The organism is Streptomyces sp. NPDC043812 (assembly GCF_056436245.1).
On sequence record NZ_JBWKCY010000033.1, the window covers coordinates 57,406 to 75,687 of the forward strand.

Below are 18,282 nucleotides of genomic sequence, written 5' to 3' on the forward strand. Positions count from 1 at the left end.
TGGCATCTCGTTGTGCCCAACCACGTCAAGACCAGGAGACACCACTCCCGTGGCAGTCAAGATCAAGCTGAAGCGTCTCGGCAAGATTCGCCAGCCCCACTACCGCATCGTCGTCGCCGACTCCCGTACCCGCCGTGACGGCCGGGCCATCGAGGAGATCGGTCTGTACCACCCGACGTACAACCCGTCGCGCATCGAGGTCGACTCGGAGCGTGCGCAGTACTGGCTCTCCGTCGGCGCCCAGCCGACCGAGCCCGTTCTCGCCATCCTGAAGCTCACCGGTGACTGGCAGAAGGTCAAGGGCCTGCCGGCCCCGGAGAAGCCGCTGCTGCAGCCGGCGGCCAAGGAGGACAAGCGCGCCTCCTTCGACGCCTTCGCCAAGGCTCTCGAGGGTGACGACGCCAAGGGTGAGGCCATCACCCCGAAGGCGAAGAAGGCCGACAAGAAGGCGGACGAGGCCGAGGCCGCTCCCGCCGAGTCGACCGAGGCCTGAGCATGCTCGAGGAGGCTCTCGAGCACCTCGTGAAGGGCATCGTCGACAACCCGGACGAGGTGCAGGTCGCCTCGCGCAACCTCCGCCGCGGCCGTGTGCTGGAGGTCCGGGTGCACCCCGACGATCTCGGTAAGGTGATCGGCCGCAACGGCCGCACCGCGCGCGCCCTGCGCACTGTCGTGGGCGCCATCGGCGGTCGTGGTATCCGCGTCGACCTCGTCGACGTGGACCAGGTTCGCTGAGACTGTTGAACACCGGCTCGGGCCGGGGAGGGCCGATGGCCCGCCCCGGCCCGTAGTCGTCCCGGGCCATGACCGATGTCGCCCGTGGCGGCTCGGCCGCCAGGGGTATCGAAGGAGAGACAAGCGTGCAGCTCGTAGTGGCGAGGATCGGCCGCGCCCACGGCATCAAGGGCGAGGTCACCGTGGAGGTGCGCACGGACGAGCCGGAGCTGAGGCTCGGTCCCGGCGCCGTGCTGGCCACCGACCCGGCCGCCGCGGGTCCGCTGACCATCGAGACCGGCCGGGTGCACAGCGGCCGGCTGCTGCTGCGCTTCGAGGGCGTACGGGACCGCAACGCCGCCGAGGCGCTGCGCAACACCCTCCTCATCGCCGAGGTGGACCCCGAGGAGCTCCCCGAGGACCCCGACGAGTACTACGACCACCAGCTGATGGACCTCGATGTGGTCCTCGCCGACGGCACGGAGATCGGCCGGATCACCGAGATCAGCCATCTGCCGTCGCAGGACCTGTTCATCGTCGAGCGGCCCGACGGCAGCGAGGTGATGATCCCGTTCGTCGAGGAGATCGTCACCGAGATCGACCTCACGGAGCAGAAGGCCGTCATCGCCCCGCCGCCCGGGCTGATCGACGACAGCGAGGCAGTGATCGCGAGCAGCCGCGAGGAAGAGTCCTGATGCGGCTCGACGTCGTCACGATCTTCCCCGAGTACCTCGAACCGCTGAACGTCTCCCTGGTCGGCAAGGCCCGCGCCCGGGGACAGCTGGGTGTCCACGTCCACGATCTGCGCCGGTGGACGTACGACCGGCACAACACCGTCGACGACACCCCCTACGGCGGCGGGCCCGGCATGGTCATGAAGACCGAGCCCTGGGGCGACGCCCTCGACGACGCCCTCGCGAGCGGCTACGAGGCGGGGGCGCACGGCCCTGTCCTCGTCGTCCCGACCCCCAGCGGCCGCCCCTTCACCCAGGAACTCGCCGTCGAGTTGTCCGAGCAGCCCTGGCTGATCTTCACACCCGCCCGCTACGAGGGCATCGACCGCCGGGTCGTCGACGAGTACGCCACCCGGATGCCGGTGCACGAGGTGTCCATCGGCGACTACGTCCTGGCAGGCGGTGAGGCCGCCGTCCTGGTCATCACCGAGGCCGTGGCCCGTCTGCTCCCCGGCGTGCTCGGCAACGCGGAATCGCACCGCGACGACTCCTTCGCCCCCGGTGCCATGGCGAACCTGCTGGAGGGGCCGGTCTACACGAAGCCCCCCACGTGGCGCGGGCGGGACATCCCCGAGGTCCTGATCAGCGGCCACCACGGGAAGATCGCGCGCTGGCGGCGGGACGAGGCATTCCGCCGTACCGCCCTCAACAGGCCCGATCTGATCGAGCGTTGTGACCCCGCGGACTTCGACAAGAAGGACCGGGAGATCCTGTCCATGCTCGGCTGGGCACCGGAGCCCGGCGGCCGATTTTGGCGAAGGCCCCCGGCCGTGGAAGAATAAGCCGCTGCTGTACGTCCGGCCGGCGCCCCTGCCACAGGGGGAACGACGTCCGCCCGACGGAAGCACCCCGAAACTCCTCACGACATTCCGTCGATGACCTGTGGCATCGGCGAGGAAGCAGACCACCATGGCTCACCTGCTCGACAACGTCAACGCGGCTTCGCTGCGCACCGACGTCCCGGCCTTCCGCCCCGGCGACACCGTGAACGTCCACGTTCGCGTCATCGAGGGCAACCGCTCCCGTATCCAGCAGTTCAAGGGCGTCGTCATCCGCCGCCAGGGCGCGGGCGTGAGCGAGACCTTCACGGTCCGCAAGGTCTCCTTCTCCGTCGGCGTCGAGCGCACCTTCCCGGTGCACAGCCCGATCTTCGAGAAGATCGAGCTCGTCACCCGCGGTGACGTCCGTCGCGCGAAGCTGTACTACCTGCGCGAGCTGCGCGGCAAGGCCGCCAAGATCAAGGAGAAGCGCGACAACTGAGCTTCGGCTCACAGTCGCGCCCGGTGTCACAGGGCGGCCGGATAGGCTCATCCCTCGATGGACACCGAAGCACAGCACACGGAGCGCGATCACTCTTCAGCCCCCGGGAACGGGGACGGCGAAGAGGGGTCGCGCTCCGCGCGTGCTTCCGGCGCCTCCCGACGACCGTCCCGGATGTCCCTGCGCGGTGCGGGACTCATCGGGGTGGCCTGCACCGTATTCGTGCTGCTGCTCAGCCACTTCGTGGTGCAGCCCTTCCAGATTCCGAGCCGCTCCATGGAGCCGACCCTCCAGGTCGGTGACCGGGTTCTCGTGAACAAGCTCGCCTACCGCTTCGGCTCCGAGCCGGCCCGCGGAGACGTCGTCGTCTTCGACGGCACAGGATCCTTCGTCCAGACGGAACTGACGGAAAACCCCGTGAGTTCCGTAGTACGAGAGGGGCTCGCAATGCTCGGACTTGCCGAGCCGGCCGAGACCGATTTCGTCAAGCGGGTGGTGGGCGTGGGCGGTGACCGCGTGGTCTGCTGCGACAAAAAGGGCAGGATCGAGGTGAACGGTGTACCGGTCGACGAGAGATATCTGCACCCCGACGGTACGCCGTCGGAGGTCGCCTTCGACATCGTCGTCCCCGAAGGACGGCTGTGGGTCATGGGGGACCACCGCAGCAATTCCCGCGACTCCCGGGACCATCTCGGGCAGCCCGGCGGCGGCATGGTGCCCGTGGACGCCGTGATCGGCCGCGCCGACTGGATCGGCTGGCCCGCCGGCCGCTGGTCCTCCCTGGAGCCCACCGACGCCTTCGCGGGCGTGCCGGACCCCGACCGCGTGGCGGGCGGCGGCCATGGGTAACCGTGGGCGCAGTCCGAGCCATCGTGCCGACACCCGGCTGCCCACCGGGACGCGGCCGACGGACGGCGGGCGGCCCCTGCCGGGGCGTGCGGAGCGGCGCAGGCTGGCGCAGAAGGTCAAGCGCAAGCGGCGCCGTTCCGCGGTGAAGGAGATACCGCTCCTGATCACCGTGGCGCTGCTCATAGCCCTGGTGCTCAAGACGTTCCTGGTGCAGGCCTTCGTGATCCCGTCGGGATCGATGGAGCAGACGATCCAGATCCAGGACAGGGTGCTGGTCGACAAGCTCACCCCGTGGTTCGGCTCCAAGCCGCAGCGCGGCGATGTCGTCGTCTTCAAGGACCCCGGCGGCTGGCTGCCCGTGGAGGAGAAACCGACGACGGAGGACCCCGTCGTCGTCAAGCAGGTCAAGCAGGGGCTGACGTTCATCGGCCTGCTGCCGTCGGACGACGAACGCGACCTGATCAAGCGTGTCGTGGCCGTCGGCGGCGACACCGTGAAGTGCTGCGACGCCGATGGCCGGGTCACCGTCAACGGCGTACCCCTGAGCGAGCCCTACCTCTACCCGGGAAACGTTCCTTCGACCATCAAGTTCGACGTCACGGTGCCGGCGGGGCGCCTGTTCGTGATGGGCGACCACCGCTCCGACTCGGCCGACTCCCGCTTCCACCTCGAAGAGGACGGCCAGGGCACGGTGTCCGAGGAGCAGGTCGTCGGCCGCGCGGCCGTCATCGCCTGGCCCTTCGACCACTGGCGCAAGCTGGAGGAGCCGGAGACCTTCGCATCCGTCCCCGCGCGCGCCGGGGCGACGGCTTCGGCGCCCGTGTCGAATAGTGTGTCCTCCCAGGACCTGAACGGAATGGTCCTGCTCCCGACCCCTGCGGAACTCCCGCTCGTTATGGGAGTGGTGGGCCTGTTCCTTGTACGGGGCAGGCGGTTCGCACGGAGTGAGGAGTGGATGTGGGGGACGTGGCGGTCGGCGCGCGATCCGGACACGACGATCCAGAGGAGAGGCCGGGGCGACTCCCCGAGCAGCCCTCGGACATGACCGGCGATACGCCGACGACCGGGAGCGACGACGACGCGCCTGAGGGCAGCGGTGCGGCACAGAAGAAGCAACGGTCCTTCTGGAAGGAGCTGCCGCTCCTGATCGGAATCGCCCTGCTCCTCGCGCTCCTGATCAAGACCTTCCTGGTGCAGGCGTTCTCCATCCCGTCGGAATCGATGATGAACACCCTGCAGCGCGGTGACCGGGTGCTGGTCGACAAGCTGACACCGTGGTTCGGCTCGGAACCCGAGCGTGGCGAGGTCGTGGTCTTCCACGACCCGGGCGGCTGGCTGGCGGGCGAGCCCACACCCGAGCCCAACGTGCTGCAGGAGTTCCTCGCCTTCATCGGCCTGATGCCCTCGGTCGAGGAGAAGGACCTGATCAAGCGCACGATCGCGGTCGCCGGTGACACGGTGGAGTGCAAGGGCGACGGCCCGCTCAAGGTCAACGGCAAGGCGCTCGACGAGCCGTACCTCTACCCCGGCAGCACCGCGTGCGACGAGCGGTCCCAGTTCGGCCCGCTGAAGGTGCCCGAGGACCGGATCTGGGTCATGGGCGACAACCGTCAGAACTCCCAGGACTCCCGGTACCACCGGGAGGATGTCAACGGCGGCTTCGTGCCGGTGGACAAGGTCGTCGGCCGCGCGGTCGTCGTCGCCTGGCCCCTGAACCGCTGGGCGACGCTGCCCGTGCCGGAGACCTTCGACCAGCCCGGGATCAACGCGGCGGCGTCGGCCGCACCCGCGGCGCTCGGCCTCGCCGGTGCCCTGCCGATCGTGCTGTGGCGAAGGAGGAGGCTGACCTCCGGGCGTACCCCCGGGTAGGGTGCCGTCCCGGATCGCAGATTCCCCGGGACCGACATCCGGGGACCGAATCTCCGTGGGGAGCGCTGGGATGAGCGGGATACGACGAGACGGCGACCGCGGCCGGCTCGGCAACGCGCTGTCAGGCATGGCCGTGGCCGTCGGCTGCGTGCTCTTCCTCGGCGGCTTCGTCTGGGGGGCGCTCGTCTATCAGCCCTACACCGTCCCCACCGACTCGATGTCCCCGACCGTGCAGGTGGGCGATCGGGTGCTCGCCGAGCGGATGAGCGGCGAGGACGTCCGGCGCGGGGACATCGTCATCTTCCGCGACAAGCAGTGGGGCGACATGCCCATGGTGAAGCGGGTGATCGGTGTCGGCGGCGACGAGATCGCCTGCTGCACCGACGGCGGACGGCTCACGGTCAACGGCAAGCCGGTCGACGAACCGTATCTGCGCACGACGGGCCCGGCTGCCGAGGACTTCACCGCCAAGGTGCCCGAAGGACAGCTGTTCCTGCTCGGCGACGAGCGCCGCACCTCCCTCGACTCCCGCTCCCACCTCGAGGACCCGGGGGACGGCTCCGTTCCGCGCTCTGCGGTCGAGGCGCGGGTCGACGCCGTGGCCTGGCCGCTGAGCGGCGGGATGATCGACCGTCCCACGGGCTTCGCCGCCCTGCCGGGCGGGGTGTCGCAGCCGGGACCGGTGAAGCTCATGGTCGCGGCCGTGGTGGCCGGGGTCGTGCTCATCGTGGGCGGAGCGGCCTACGGCCCGGTGGCGGGCCGTATCGGCGGGAGGCGGCGCGGGAAGGCAGTGACCGCCGGTGCCGCATGAGACATCGGACCCGATAACGGGCACACGGAAGGTCGCCAGGGTCGTCCTTCTCGACCCTGATGACCGCATTCTCCTGATCCACGGCTTCGAGCCGGACGACCCCGACGACCGCTGGTGGTTCACGCCCGGCGGGGGCCTCGAGGGCGACGAGACCAGGGAGGAAGCGGCGCTGCGCGAGCTGGCGGAGGAAACCGGGATCACGGACGTGGAACTGGGGCCCGTTCTGTGGCGGCGCCACTGCTCGTTCCCCTTCGCGGGGCGGCGCTGGGACCAGGACGAGTGGTACTTCCTGGCCCGGACGACCCGGACCGACGCGGCGCCGGTCGCCCTCACCGACCTGGAGCGCCGCAGTGTCGCCGGCCTGAGGTGGTGGACCTCCGCCGAACTGTCGGCGGCCCGTGAGACGGTGTACCCGACCAGGCTCGCCGAACTGCTGCGTACGCTGCTCGACGAGGGACCTCCGAGTGCGCCGATGGTGCTGGCCCCGGAAATCGTTTAGGGGCGCAGCATGCTGGCGCACAATAGGGGGACGCAAGGCTGAAGGGGAACATGCCATGAGCGCCGAGGACCTCGAGAAGTACGAGACCGAGATGGAGCTGAAGCTCTACCGGGAGTACCGAGACGTCGTCGGGCTGTTCAAATACGTGATCGAGACCGAGCGTCGCTTCTACCTCACCAATGACTACGAGATGCAGGTGCACTCGGTACAGGGCGAGGTCTTCTTCGAGGTCTCGATGGCGGATGCCTGGGTCTGGGACATGTACCGGCCGGCCAGGTTCGTCAAGCAGGTGCGCGTGCTCACCTTCAAGGACGTGAACATCGAGGAGCTCAACAAGAGCGACCTCGAGCTTCCGGGCAGCTGACGCGGGCCGCCCGGCCGTAGGCGGCCCCGGCGTTGTGCCACGGCGTGTTGCGACTCCCCTCCCGCCTCGCGGGTGACGGCGTTTTCCACAACCCGAGAGTTGTCCACGGTTTTCCACCAAGATCCAAAAATCCGGGCCCGGACCAGCAGAGTCGGTGACCGGAGGTGGTGCCGAAATGAACGCGACGGGGGCACTGGGACGGTACGGAGAGGACCTGGCGGCACGGCTGCTGGTCCGTGCCGGAATGCGGCTGCTGGCAAGGAACTGGCGCTGTGGACGCGTCGGCGAGATCGACATCGTTGCCGCGGACGGCGACACGGTGGTCATCTGCGAGGTCAAGACCCGCAGGGCCGGCTGCTACGAACATCCGATGGCGGCCGTCACACCGGCCAAGGCGGCACGCCTCAGGCGCCTCGCCGACTGCTGGCTCCAGCAGCATGGCGGGCCGCCGTCCGGCGGGGTGCGCCTCGACCTGGTGGGCGTACTGCTGCCCCGGCGCGGAGCCGCTGTCGTCGAGCACGCGCGAGGGGTGGCCTGATGGTGTTCGCCCGTGCGTGTTCCGTGGCGCTCGTGGGTGTCGAGGGCGTGGTGGTCGAGGTTCAGGCGGACCTGGAACCGGGGGTTGCGGCGTTCACCCTCGTCGGGCTGCCGGACAAGAGCCTGGTCGAGAGCCGTGACCGGGTCCGCGCGGCCGTGGTGAACTCGGGCGCCGACTGGCCGCAGAAGAAGCTCACGGTGGGCCTCAGCCCCGCATCGGTGCCCAAGGGTGGCAGCGGCTTCGACCTTGCCGTTGCCTGCGCGGTCCTGGGCGCCGCCGAGCGCATCGATCCACGGCAGATCGCCGACCTGGTGCTGATCGGAGAACTGGGCCTCGACGGCCGGGTCAGACCCGTGCGCGGGGTGCTCCCCGCGGTGCTCGCGGCGGCCGAGGCGGGATACGAACACGTGGTCGTCCCCGAGCAGACCGCCTCGGAGGCCTCACTGGTGCCCGGGATCTCGGTCCTCGGGGTGCGCAGCCTGCGTCAGCTCATCGCCGTCCTCGCCGACGAACCGGTCCCGGACGAGGAGCCGGTCGAGCCGGGCCGGCCCGACGCGATACTGGCCGGACTGCTGGTGCCCGGAGCGGGTGTCGGCACGGGACTGGCGGCCGAACAGCCGCACTGCGGTGGGCCCGACCTCGGGGACGTGGCGGGCCAGCACACGGCGCGTACCGGACTGGAGGTCGCGGCGGCGGGCGGGCACCACCTGCTGCTGTCTGGTCCGCCGGGCGCGGGCAAGACGATGCTTGCCGAGCGGCTGCCGGGGGTGCTGCCGCCGCTCGCCCGGCGCGAGGCACTGGAAGTGACAGCGGTCCACTCCGTCGCCGGCATCCTGCCGCCCGGCGAGCCGCTCGTGCGCACCGCGCCGTACTGCGCCCCGCATCACTCGGCGACGATGCAGGCCCTGGTCGGCGGTGGGCACGGACTGCCCAGGCCGGGCGCGGTCTCGCTGGCACATCGGGGGGTGCTCTTTCTTGACGAGGCGCCGGAGTTCTCCGGCAAGGCCCTGGACGCGCTGCGCCAGCCGCTCGAGTCCGGGCACGTCGTGATCGCCAGAAGCGGGGGAGTCGTCCGGCTGCCCGCCCGATTCCTGATGGTGCTCGCCGCCAATCCGTGCCCGTGCGGCCGGCACACACTGCACGGCGCCGGATGCGAATGCCCCGCATCGGTGATCCGGCGCTATCAGGCGCGACTGTCCGGCCCCCTGCTGGACCGCGTCGATCTGCGGATCGAGGTCGAGCCGGTGAGCCGGTCCGATCTGCTCGGCCGCGGCGGACGCGGCGAGTCGACGGACGTCGTGGCCGCTCGTGTGCGGGAGGCGAGAGAGCGCGCGGCCACCCGCCTGGACGGCACTCCGTGGACGGTCAACAGCGAAGTGCCGGGCCACGAACTGCGCACGCGCTGGACGGTGGCGCCCGGCGCCCTGGGCGCGGCCGAGCGCGACGTGGAGCGCGGGCTGCTCACGGCTCGTGGCCTGGACCGGGTGCTGCGGGTGGCCTGGACGATCGCCGACCTGGCCGGCCGGGACCGCCCCGAGGCACAGCACATCGCCCTCGCGCTGGAACTGCGTACGGGAATCAGGAGAGGCGTTCCGGCAGGGATGGGGGCCGGCCGATGACGGGGCTGCGGCCTCGCCGGGACGCCGGGCCGGGCGATGACGGGGCCGCAGCCACGTCGGGACCCCGGGCCGGAAGGCACGCCATGAGTGACGAGGTACCACAGGGCGTGTGGCGGCTGCCGGACGAGGGGGAGCGTGTGGCGCGCTCCGCGCTGACACAGATCCTGGAGCCGGGGGACGAGCGGGGCGGTCGCTGGATGCGCGAGTTCGGCGCCGAGGGACTGCTCAGGCTGCTGACGGCGGACAGCTACGAGAAAGGAGCGCTGCCCGGCGCGACCGAGCGCCGGGTGGCAGGCCTGCGGGCGCGGGCCGCGGAAGTCGTTCCCGGCCGGCGGCTGGAGGCCATACGGGCCGCGGGCGGCAGGTTCATCGTGCCGGGCGACGCCGAGTGGCCCACGCAGCTCGACGACCTCGGTGATGCCCGACCCGTCGGGCTCTGGGCCCGCGGCCGGCCGGATCTGCGGAAGTGGGCGCTGCGCTCCGTAGCCGTGGTGGGCGCCCGCGCCTGCACACCGTACGGCGCCCATATGGCTGCATCGCTGGCCACCGGTCTCGCGGAGCGCGGATGGGTGGTGGTGTCCGGTGCGGCGTTCGGCGTCGACGGCGCGGCGCACCGAGGCGCCCTCGCCGCCGGTGGTGCCACGGTCGCCGTGCTGGCCTGCGGGGTCGACGTTGCCTACCCCCGCGGCCACGCGGAGTTGCTCAGGCGCATCGGGCAACAGGGTCTGGTCATCGGTGAGTTGCCGCCCGGCGACCATCCGACGCCGCACAGGTTCGTCCTGCGCAACCGGGTCATCGCCGCGCTCACCCGGGGCACCGTCGTCGTCGAGGCGGAATACCGCAGCGGCTCGCTGGTCACTGCGCGCAGCGCACGGCAGCTGGGACGCTTCACGATAGGAGTGCCCGGTCCGGCGACGAGCGGCCTGTCGGCGGGTGTGCACGAACTGCTGCGCGGCGAGGCGGTGCTCGTCACGGACGCGGCGGAAGTCGTCGAACTGGTGGGGGACATGGGCGATCTCGCACCGCCACGCTCGGGTCCCGTACTGCCCAGGGACCTGCTGGACCCGGGCAGCAGAAGGGTGCTCGAGGCGCTGCCCGCTCGTGGCTCGGCCGACGCGCGCGAGGTGTCCCGGGGCGCCGGCGTCACTGATGACGAGGCGCTCGGCAGGCTGTACGAACTGCATGCGCTCGGCTTTGTCGAACGACGCGGAGAGGGATGGCAGTTGGCAGCGCGGGCGATCCGCGGTTCGAACGCGCGGCGAGGCGGTGCTTGACCTGGAGCATTCGGGTGAAAAGGTGAAGCCGATGAACTCCGGAGGCCGGTTCGTGACGCCCGAGGGGCCGGTGCGCAGGGTATCGGCCCCGATTCGAAGGTGTGGGCGAGGGCGAATACCCGCGCAGGTTCGTTCCACCGCCCTCGCCCACCGCGACCGCGTAGTCACGCTACGCTCACCGGGTTCCGGCCTCGGCCGCCCCGCCCCGCCCCCTCACAGCAGAACGGCTCAAGGCAACGCATGCCCCAGCACACCTCCGGGTCTGACCGCGCGGCAGTGCCCCCCGCTGCCCGTGGCACAGTGCGGCCCTCGGCACCCTCGTCGGTCGAGGAGCTGTGGCGGTCGTACAAGGCCACGGGTGACGAGCGTCTGCGGGAGCAGTTGATCCTGCACTACTCGCCGCTGGTCAAGTACGTGGCGGGCCGGGTCAGCGTGGGGCTGCCGTCCAACGTTGAGCAGGCGGACTTCGTCTCCTCCGGGGTCTTCGGACTCATCGACGCCATCGAGAAGTTCGACGTCGACCGGTCGATCAAGTTCGAGACGTACGCGATCACCCGGATCCGGGGCGCGATGATCGACGAACTGCGGGCCCTGGACTGGATTCCCCGCTCCGTGCGGCAGAAGGCCCGTGCGGTGGAGCGCGCATACGCCACGCTCGAGGCCCAGCTGCGGCGCACCCCGTCGGAGTCGGAGGTCGCCGCGGAGATGGAGATCACCGTCGAGGAATTGCACGCGGTTTTCAGTCAGTTGTCCCTCGCCAATGTCGTGGCACTGGAGGAACTGCTGCACGTGGGCGGCGAGGGCGGTGACCGGCTGAGCCTGATGGACACGCTGGAGGACACGGCCGCCGACAACCCGGTGGAGGTCGCCGAGGATCGCGAACTGCGCAGACTGCTCGCCCGCGCCATCAACACGCTCCCCGAGCGCGAGAAGACCGTCGTCACCCTCTACTACTACGAGGGGCTCACCCTCGCCGAGATCGGCCATGTCCTGGGCGTCACCGAGAGCCGTGTCAGCCAGATCCACACGAAGTCCGTGCTGCAGCTGCGGGCGAAGCTGGCCGACGTCGGACGTTGACGCCCGCTCGCCGGGAGCACATCCGTACAGTGGAGGCGTGCCCAGGATTCGAGCGGCCTCCGTGGCCGAGCACCGGACGATGCAGCGAGGCGCCCTGCTGGACGCCGCGCGCTCCCTCCTGTCCGAAGGCGGTACGGACGCGCTGACGTTCCCCGCACTCGCCGAGCGCACGGGCCTCGCGAGGTCTTCCGTCTATGAGTACTTCCGCTCGCGCGCCGCGGTTGTCGAAGAGCTGTGCGCGGTCGACTTCCCCGAGTGGGCGGCCGAGGTCGAGGCGGCCATGGGGAGCGCGGACACGCCCGAGGGCAAGGTCGAGGCCTATGTGCGCCGACAATTGGAGCTGGTCGGCGACCGGCGGCACCGCGCCGTCGTTGCGATCTCCGCGAGTGAACTGGACGCCGGTGCGCGCGAGAAGATCCGCGCCGCCCACGGCGGGCTGATCGCCATGATCGTCGAGGCGTTGGGCGAGCTGGGCCATGAGCAGCCCCGGCTGGCGGCGATGCTGCTGCAGGGCGTCGTGGATGCCGCCGTCCGCCGTATCGAGCTCGGCGCGGCAGAGGACCCGGCCACCGTCTCCGACGCAGCGGTCGCGATGGCCCTGCGGGGCGTCCGGCGCTGACGTCTGGCGCACGGCGGCCAGGCGCCCGATGCGCAAGGGCGGCGCCGACCGCGAGGAGCGCCGCGTGCACAACAGCCGCGGCTCCCGTGCCCGACCCCCTTCCGGCAACACCGGCTCGTGACGCCGCTTCCTGCGGGGCCCGGGGTGCGACCGGCGCAGGCCGCGCGGCCGGCAATGCACCCACTCCCGCCCGTACCCCCACCCCCGCGACCTGCTTCCCGTCCCCGCCTGGCGCGTCCCCGCCCGGCCTGCCCCCGGCCGGTCCGTCCGAGACCCCGTCCGGCAATGGCACTCCGAACACCGGCAGCAGCCGCGACGGGGGACGGCGCAGTATCCAGGCCGGCAGCAACGACAGCGGATCCAGATACATCGCGCCCTTCAACAGGCCCCAGTGCAGACAGGTCGTAGTGCAGTGCGACGGCCCGCCGTCGACCGTGGCCACGACCTGACCGGCGGCGACCTCGGCGCCCTTCTCCACGAGCGGGCGCACCGGCTCGTACGTGGTGCGCAACGGCGGGTCACCCGTACCGGTGAGACTGATGGTGAGAACGCCGCGCCCCGCGACGCTGCCTGCGAAGGTGACCTGCCCCGCCGCCGCAGCGCGCACCGCCGAGCCGGACGCAGCCGCGAGATCGACACCGCGATGGCCCGCGCCGTACGGAGTGGCAGGCGGCTGCCAGCCGCGCACCACGACAGGCCGCGGCGGCCCGATCGGCCAGCTGTGGGCACCATCGCCCCCCACGTCCGGACCCTTCGGGCCCACCCGGCTGCCACGACCGTGCGCACCGACGGCCACGTGCCCGGCCTCGGGCCCTCGAGCCGCCGGCGCAGCGGTGTCCGGGACCGCGCTCACCCGCGGCGCGCGCGGCTGCGTGCCGGTGCGCAGCACCGCCGGACCGGACGACGCGGCCGACAGCGCGATCAGCAGCAGCACGGCCAGCGCCCTGACGAGGAGCGGGACGGAGAGTACGCAGTTCATGGACGAAACCGTGCCGCGCCCGGTCGCCGTCGCGCTGATCATGGTCCGGATCTGTGGACAACCGGGCGGTTGTGGACAGCGCCGTCACCCGGCACGTCACCGGTCCCGTACACTTCTTCTGGCGATCCGGGTCACCGGGTCGACTTCGCACGCCCCGCCACCAGACCCTCAGGTCGGTGGCCGCGCTCCTCGGTCCCTTGTGGCACGGCGCGTCGGGGCGTCAGGACATAACCGAGAAAAACAAGGAGATACGGCCATGGCCGTCGTCACGATGCGGGAGCTGCTGGAAAGCGGCGTCCACTTCGGTCACCAGACCCGTCGTTGGAACCCGAAGATGAAGCGCTTCATCTTCACGGAGCGCAACGGCATCTACATCATCGACCTGCTCCAGTCGCTGTCGTACATCGACCGCGCCTACGAGTTCGTCAAGGAGACCGTCGCGCACGGCGGCTCCATCATGTTCGTCGGTACGAAGAAGCAGGCCCAGGAGGCCATCGCCGAGCAGGCGACGCGCGTCGGCATGCCGTACGTCAACCAGCGCTGGCTGGGTGGCATGCTCACCAACTTCTCGACCGTCTACAAGCGTCTGCAGCGCCTCAAGGAGCTCGAGCAGATCGACTTCGAGGACGTGGCCGCCTCCGGCCTCACCAAGAAGGAGCTCCTGGTCCTCTCCCGCGAGAAGGCCAAGCTGGAGAAGACCCTCGGTGGTATCCGCGAGATGCAGAAGGTGCCGAGCGCCGTCTGGATCGTCGACACCAAGAAGGAGCACATCGCCGTCGGTGAGGCGCGCAAGCTCCACATCCCGGTCGTCGCGATCCTCGACACCAACTGCGACCCCGACGAGGTCGACTACAAGATCCCGGGCAACGACGACGCGATCCGCTCCGTCACCCTGCTCACCCGCGTGATCGCCGACGCCGTCGCCGAGGGCCTCATCGCCCGCTCCGGCGTCGCCACCGGCGACTCGAAGCCGGGCGAGAAGGCCGCCGGCGAGCCGCTCGCCGAGTGGGAGCGTGACCTCCTCGAGGGCGAGAAGAAGGCGGACTCCGACGAGGCTGCCGAGAAGCCCGCCGAGGCTCCCGTCGCCGAGGCCCCGGCCACCGAGGCTGCGGCCGACGAGGCTCCGGCCGCGGAGGCTGCGGCCGACGAGGCCGAGAAGCCGGCCGCGGACGCCGAGCAGGCCTGACCTCACAGGTTCGGTAGTTGACGGTGGGGGACGGTGCCACGAGCGCCGGCCCCCGCCGCTCACCCGTAGATCTTCGACTTTCGATTCCGAGAGAGATTCAAGGACATGGCGAACTACACCGCCGCTGACGTCAAGAAGCTCCGTGAGCTCACCGGCGCCGGCATGATGGACTGCAAGAAGGCTCTGGACGAGTCCGAAGGCAACGTCGACAAGGCTGTCGAGGCGCTGCGCATCAAGGGCCAGAAGGGCGTTGCCAAGCGCGAGGGCCGCTCCGCCGAGAACGGCGCCGTCGTCTCCCTCATCGCCGACGACAACACCTCCGGTGTCATCCTCGAGCTCAAGTGCGAGACGGACTTCGTCGCCAAGGGCGACAAGTTCCAGGCTGTCGCCAACGCCCTGGCCACCCACGTGGCGAAGACGTCCCCGGCGGACATCGAGGCCCTGCTCGCCTCCGAGATCGAGGCCGGCAAGACCGTCCAGGCGTACGTCGACGAGGCCAACGCCAACCTGGGCGAGAAGATCGTCCTGGACCGCTTCGCGCAGTTCTCCGACGGTTACGTCACGGCGTACATGCACCGCACCATGCCCGACCTGCCCCCGCAGATCGGTGTCCTTGTCGAGCTCGACAAGGAGAACGCCGAGATCGCCAAGGGTGTCGCGCAGCACATCGCCGCCTTCGCCCCGAAGTACCTCTCCCGCGAGGACGTCCCGGCCGAGGTCGTCGAGGCCGAGCGCCGCGTCGCCGAGGAGACCACGCGCGCCGAGGGCAAGCCCGAGGCCGCCCTCCCGAAGATCGTCGAGGGTCGCGTCAACGGCTTCTTCAAGGAGGCCACCCTCCTCGGTCAGCCGTACGCGCTCGACAACAAGAAGTCCGTCCAGAAGATCCTGGACGAGGCCGGTGTCACCCTGAAGCGCTTCGCGCGCATCAAGGTCGGCATCTGAGCCGGTACGCGATCGACACGGGAGCCCGCTAGGGTTTCCCACGTGGGCGTCGGCCGCGTGAGCGCCGGACGACCGCAGATCTGACGAGGAGGCCATTGCCGACAGGGACACGAACACCCCACGGCAATGGCCTTCTTCGTATGTGCACGAGGAGATCTCATGAACCAGGGCGCCGCACAGGGCGACGACAACCACGGCAAAAAGGCCGGCCGCTTCATGCTGAAGCTGTCCGGTGAAGCCTTCGCCGGCGGCGGAGGCCTGGGCGTCGACCCCGACGTCGTACACGCCATCGCACGCGAGATCGCCGCGGTCGTACGCGACGGCGCCGAGATCGCCCTCGTGATCGGCGGCGGCAACTTCTTCCGCGGAGCCGAACTCCAGCAGCGCGGAATGGACCGGGCCCGCTCGGACTACATGGGCATGCTCGGCACCGTCATGAACTGCCTCGCCCTCCAGGACTTCCTGGAGAAGGAAGGCATCGATTCGCGGGTGCAGACCGCCATCACCATGGGCCAGGTCGCGGAGCCGTACATCCCGCTGCGCGCCGTGCGCCACCTGGAGAAGGGGCGCGTCGTCATCTTCGGCGCGGGCATGGGCATGCCGTACTTCTCCACCGACACCACTGCCGCCCAGCGGGCCCTGGAGATCGACGCCGAGGCGCTGCTCATGGGCAAGAACGGTGTCGACGGGGTCTACGACTCCGACCCGAAGGCCAACCCCGACGCGGTGAAGTTCGATGCGCTCGAGTACGGGGAGGTGCTCTCCCGCAACCTCAAGGTCGCCGACGCCACCGCCATCACTCTGTGCCGCGACAACGCTCTTCCGATCCTCGTCTTCGAACTCCTTGCGGAGGGCAATATCGCTCGGGCGGTCAAGGGTGAGAAGATCGGCACGCTCGTGAGCGACCGCGACACCCGGGTCTGAGCCGCCCCTGACGGGGACATCCCTCAGGGATGGACAAAGTCCTGCCGGTCGGACACCGTGCAGGGAACACGCGACGCAGGTTCCGCCGGCCCAGTCCGATGCCGGGCCCAACTCAAGACACGCAGGAGCAAGTGGTGATCGAAGAGACCCTCCTCGAGGCCGAGGAGAAGATGGAGAAGGCCGTCCTGGTCGCCAAGGATGACTTCGCCGCGATCCGCACCGGACGTGCGCACCCGGCGATGTTCAACAAGATCGTGGCGGACTACTACGGTGCCCTGACCCCGATCAACCAGCTGGCCTCGTTCTCGGTGCCGGAGCCCCGGATGGCGGTCGTGACGCCGTTCGACAAGACTGCGCTGCGCAACATCGAGCAGGCGATCCGCGACTCCGACCTCGGAGTCAACCCGAGCAACGACGGCAACATCATCCGCGTGGTCTTCCCGGAGCTCACGCAGGACCGCCGCAAGGAGTTCATCAAGGTCGCCAAGGGCAAGGCCGAGGACTCCAAGATCTCGATCCGCTCCGTGCGCCGCAAGGCCAAGGAGGCCATCGACAAGCTGATCAAGGACGGCGAAGTCGGCGAGGACGAGGGTCGGCGTGCGGAGAAGGAGCTCGACGACACCACCGCGAAGTACGTGGCGCAGGTGGACGAGCTGCTCAAGCACAAGGAAGCCGAGCTGCTCGAGGTCTGATGAACGACTCTTCCTGGGGGGCCCCGCACGGCGCCGGATACGCCGGTGCATGGCCACCGCCCGACCAGGGGCCCCTCCCGGCGGGTCCCGCCTACGATGGACACGACGCACAGCAGACTCGGCCCATGCCCATCGTGCCGGACTTTCCCGACGCAGGTAGAGATGGCCGATCCGCCGGGGGCCCGACAGGCCCAGCCGGCGGAGCACGCCGAGAGAACCGCGACGAGGGGGCCGCACGCTTGGGTGGCCCCCTGTTCCGCGACGAGACCCCGCAGGAGCCCATGCCCACCCCGCCGCCGGCGGCACCTGAGCCGCCGCAGAAGAAGCGGGCCGGCCGCGATCTGCGGGCGGCCATAGGGGTCGGTGTGGGGCTCGGTGCGGTGATCGTCGCGTCGCTCTTCATCGTCAAGGCCGTGTTCGTCGGCGTCATAGCGGTCGCCGTCGTCGTCGGCCTGTGGGAGCTCACCTCCCGCCTTCAGGAGCGCAAGCAGATCAACGCCCCCCTGGTGCCGCTCGCGGTCGGCGGCGCGGCGATGGTCGTGGCGGGCTATGTGCGCGGCGCCGAAGGCGCCTGGGTGGCCATGGCGCTGACCGCGCTCGCGGTCCTCGTCTGGCGCATGACCGAGCCGCCCGAGGGCTATCTCAAGGACGTGACGGCGGGTGTGTTCGCCGCCTTCTACGTGCCGTTCCTGGCGACGTTCGTCGCGCTGATGCTCAGTGCCGACGACGGGCCGGAGCGGGTCATCACCTTCCTGATGCTCACGGTCGTCAGCGACACCGGCGCGTACGCCGTCGGCTGGCGCTTCGGAAAGCACAAGCTCGCCCCGCGCATCAGTCCCGGCAAGACCCGCGAGGGACTGCTGGGAGCGGTCGCCTTCGCGATGGCCGCGGGCGCGCTGTGCATGCAGTTCCTCATCGACGGCGGTGCCTGGTGGCAGGGACTGCTGCTGGGTCTGGCCGTGGCCGCCAGCGCGACGCTGGGCGACCTCGGCGAGTCGATGATCAAGCGCGATCTGGGCATCAAGGACATGGGCACGCTGCTGCCGGGCCACGGCGGAATCATGGACCGCCTGGACTCGCTGCTGCCGACCGCGCCGGTGGTGTGGCTGCTGCTGGTGATCTTCGTCGGCTCGGGCTGAGGGAGCGCTCACTCAGGCACGGACCTGCGTGTTTGCCGTACGAGGGGCCGTCGTCCACAGGGCGACGGTCCCTCGTGTTTTCTCTGCGACACTGGTAGCACCATGCCCAAGCCCGGAGAACTCACTTTCGTCGCGCCCCGCGGAGCCAAGAAGCCGCCGCGGCATCTTGCCGACCTCACGCCCGCCGAGCGCA

The 18,282-nt window shown here is 70.2% G+C and carries 20 protein-coding genes and 2 pseudogenes; 21 read left to right on the forward strand and 1 reads right to left on the reverse strand.

Features of this window, described 5'->3' with window-relative positions; all coding sequences use genetic code 11:
• The first annotated feature begins 49 nt into the window (after window positions 1–49).
• The 16 genes and pseudogenes from rpsP (at window position 50) to AC067Z_RS33870 (ending at window position 12,227) form a co-directional block, all read left to right on the forward strand.
• Complete coding sequence (gene rpsP / locus AC067Z_RS33795) at window positions 50–493, forward strand: 30S ribosomal protein S16 (protein WP_478793466.1); 444 nt, start codon at window positions 50–52, stop codon at window positions 491–493.
• Between the two features lie 2 nt (window positions 494–495).
• Entirely contained in the window at window positions 496–735 is a 240-nt protein-coding gene (locus tag AC067Z_RS33800; protein ID WP_020868149.1) for an RNA-binding protein, read from the forward strand.
• Between the two features lie 125 nt (window positions 736–860).
• On the forward strand, window positions 861–1,409 hold the full coding sequence (gene rimM / locus AC067Z_RS33805; protein ID WP_478793467.1) for a ribosome maturation factor RimM: 549 nt from the start codon (window positions 861–863) through the stop codon (window positions 1,407–1,409).
• Entirely contained in the window at window positions 1,409–2,230 is an 822-nt protein-coding gene (gene trmD, locus AC067Z_RS33810) for a tRNA (guanosine(37)-N1)-methyltransferase TrmD (protein ID WP_478793468.1), read from the forward strand. The genes rimM and trmD overlap by 1 nt, the downstream gene beginning before the upstream one ends.
• A gap of 127 nt (window positions 2,231–2,357) precedes the next feature.
• On the forward strand, window positions 2,358–2,708 hold the full coding sequence (gene rplS, locus AC067Z_RS33815) for a 50S ribosomal protein L19 (protein WP_328395946.1): 351 nt from the start codon (window positions 2,358–2,360) through the stop codon (window positions 2,706–2,708).
• 57 nt (window positions 2,709–2,765) lie between these two features.
• Window positions 2,766–3,557, forward strand: coding sequence for a signal peptidase I (gene lepB / locus AC067Z_RS33820; RefSeq protein ID WP_478793469.1), 792 nt, complete (start codon window positions 2,766–2,768; stop codon window positions 3,555–3,557).
• Window positions 3,550–4,573: pseudogene (lepB, locus tag AC067Z_RS33825) on the forward strand (signal peptidase I); the annotation flags it as partial. The gene lepB (AC067Z_RS33820) and the pseudogene lepB (AC067Z_RS33825), both read left to right, overlap by 8 nt.
• Window positions 4,524–5,426: a signal peptidase I gene (gene lepB, locus AC067Z_RS33830; protein ID WP_478793484.1), complete on the forward strand. Its 903-nt coding sequence runs from the start codon at window positions 4,524–4,526 to the stop codon at window positions 5,424–5,426. The pseudogene lepB (AC067Z_RS33825) and the gene lepB (AC067Z_RS33830), both read left to right, overlap by 50 nt.
• 70 nt (window positions 5,427–5,496) lie before the next feature.
• The gene (gene lepB, locus AC067Z_RS33835) at window positions 5,497–6,237 is read left to right on the forward strand and encodes a signal peptidase I (protein WP_478793470.1); all 741 of its coding nucleotides are present in this window, start codon (window positions 5,497–5,499) and stop codon (window positions 6,235–6,237) included.
• Window positions 6,227–6,736 (forward strand): NUDIX hydrolase, encoded by a 510-nt coding sequence (locus AC067Z_RS33840; protein ID WP_478793471.1) that lies wholly within the window; start codon window positions 6,227–6,229, stop codon window positions 6,734–6,736. The genes lepB (AC067Z_RS33835) and AC067Z_RS33840 overlap by 11 nt, the downstream gene beginning before the upstream one ends.
• Window positions 6,737–6,791: 55 nt before the next feature.
• A complete protein-coding gene (locus tag AC067Z_RS33845) occupies window positions 6,792–7,100 on the forward strand; it encodes a DUF2469 domain-containing protein (protein ID WP_005311352.1) in 309 nt (102 codons plus the stop codon).
• Between the two features lie 175 nt (window positions 7,101–7,275).
• Window positions 7,276–7,638: a YraN family protein gene (locus AC067Z_RS33850; RefSeq protein WP_478793472.1), complete on the forward strand. Its 363-nt coding sequence runs from the start codon at window positions 7,276–7,278 to the stop codon at window positions 7,636–7,638.
• A complete protein-coding gene (locus AC067Z_RS33855) occupies window positions 7,638–9,257 on the forward strand; it encodes a YifB family Mg chelatase-like AAA ATPase (protein ID WP_478793473.1) in 1,620 nt (539 codons plus the stop codon). Before AC067Z_RS33850 ends, AC067Z_RS33855 begins: the two co-directional genes overlap by 1 nt.
• Window positions 9,258–9,340: 83 nt before the next feature.
• Window positions 9,341–10,531 (forward strand): DNA-processing protein DprA, encoded by a 1,191-nt coding sequence (dprA, locus tag AC067Z_RS33860; protein WP_478793474.1) that lies wholly within the window; start codon window positions 9,341–9,343, stop codon window positions 10,529–10,531.
• A 240-nt stretch (window positions 10,532–10,771) separates the two neighbouring features.
• The gene (whiG, locus tag AC067Z_RS33865) at window positions 10,772–11,608 is read left to right on the forward strand and encodes an RNA polymerase sigma factor WhiG (RefSeq protein ID WP_478793475.1); all 837 of its coding nucleotides are present in this window, start codon (window positions 10,772–10,774) and stop codon (window positions 11,606–11,608) included.
• 61 nt (window positions 11,609–11,669) lie between these two features.
• The gene (locus AC067Z_RS33870; protein ID WP_478793485.1) at window positions 11,670–12,227 is read left to right on the forward strand and encodes a TetR/AcrR family transcriptional regulator; all 558 of its coding nucleotides are present in this window, start codon (window positions 11,670–11,672) and stop codon (window positions 12,225–12,227) included.
• A 415-nt stretch (window positions 12,228–12,642) separates the two neighbouring features.
• On the opposite strand, the pseudogene AC067Z_RS33875 reads toward AC067Z_RS33870, so the two are convergent.
• Window positions 12,643–13,248: pseudogene (locus tag AC067Z_RS33875) on the reverse strand (peptidoglycan DD-metalloendopeptidase family protein); the annotation flags it as partial.
• Between the two features lie 214 nt (window positions 13,249–13,462).
• On the opposite strand from AC067Z_RS33875, the gene rpsB reads away from it, so the two are divergent.
• The 5 genes from rpsB to AC067Z_RS33900 all read left to right on the forward strand — a co-directional run bounded on the left by rpsB (window position 13,463) and on the right by AC067Z_RS33900 (window position 18,089).
• Complete coding sequence (gene rpsB / locus AC067Z_RS33880) at window positions 13,463–14,392, forward strand: 30S ribosomal protein S2 (protein WP_478793476.1); 930 nt, start codon at window positions 13,463–13,465, stop codon at window positions 14,390–14,392.
• 105 nt (window positions 14,393–14,497) lie between these two features.
• Entirely contained in the window at window positions 14,498–15,334 is an 837-nt protein-coding gene (tsf, locus tag AC067Z_RS33885; RefSeq protein WP_478793477.1) for a translation elongation factor Ts, read from the forward strand.
• 159 nt (window positions 15,335–15,493) lie between these two features.
• Window positions 15,494–16,258, forward strand: a complete 765-nt coding sequence (gene pyrH / locus AC067Z_RS33890) for a UMP kinase (protein WP_478793478.1) — start codon at window positions 15,494–15,496, stop codon at window positions 16,256–16,258.
• Window positions 16,259–16,392: 134 nt separating this feature from the next.
• Window positions 16,393–16,950, forward strand: a complete 558-nt coding sequence (frr, locus tag AC067Z_RS33895; protein ID WP_478793479.1) for a ribosome recycling factor — start codon at window positions 16,393–16,395, stop codon at window positions 16,948–16,950.
• The gene (locus tag AC067Z_RS33900; protein ID WP_478793480.1) at window positions 16,950–18,089 is read left to right on the forward strand and encodes a phosphatidate cytidylyltransferase; all 1,140 of its coding nucleotides are present in this window, start codon (window positions 16,950–16,952) and stop codon (window positions 18,087–18,089) included. Before frr ends, AC067Z_RS33900 begins: the two co-directional genes overlap by 1 nt.
• Window positions 18,090–18,282 lie beyond the last annotated feature (193 nt).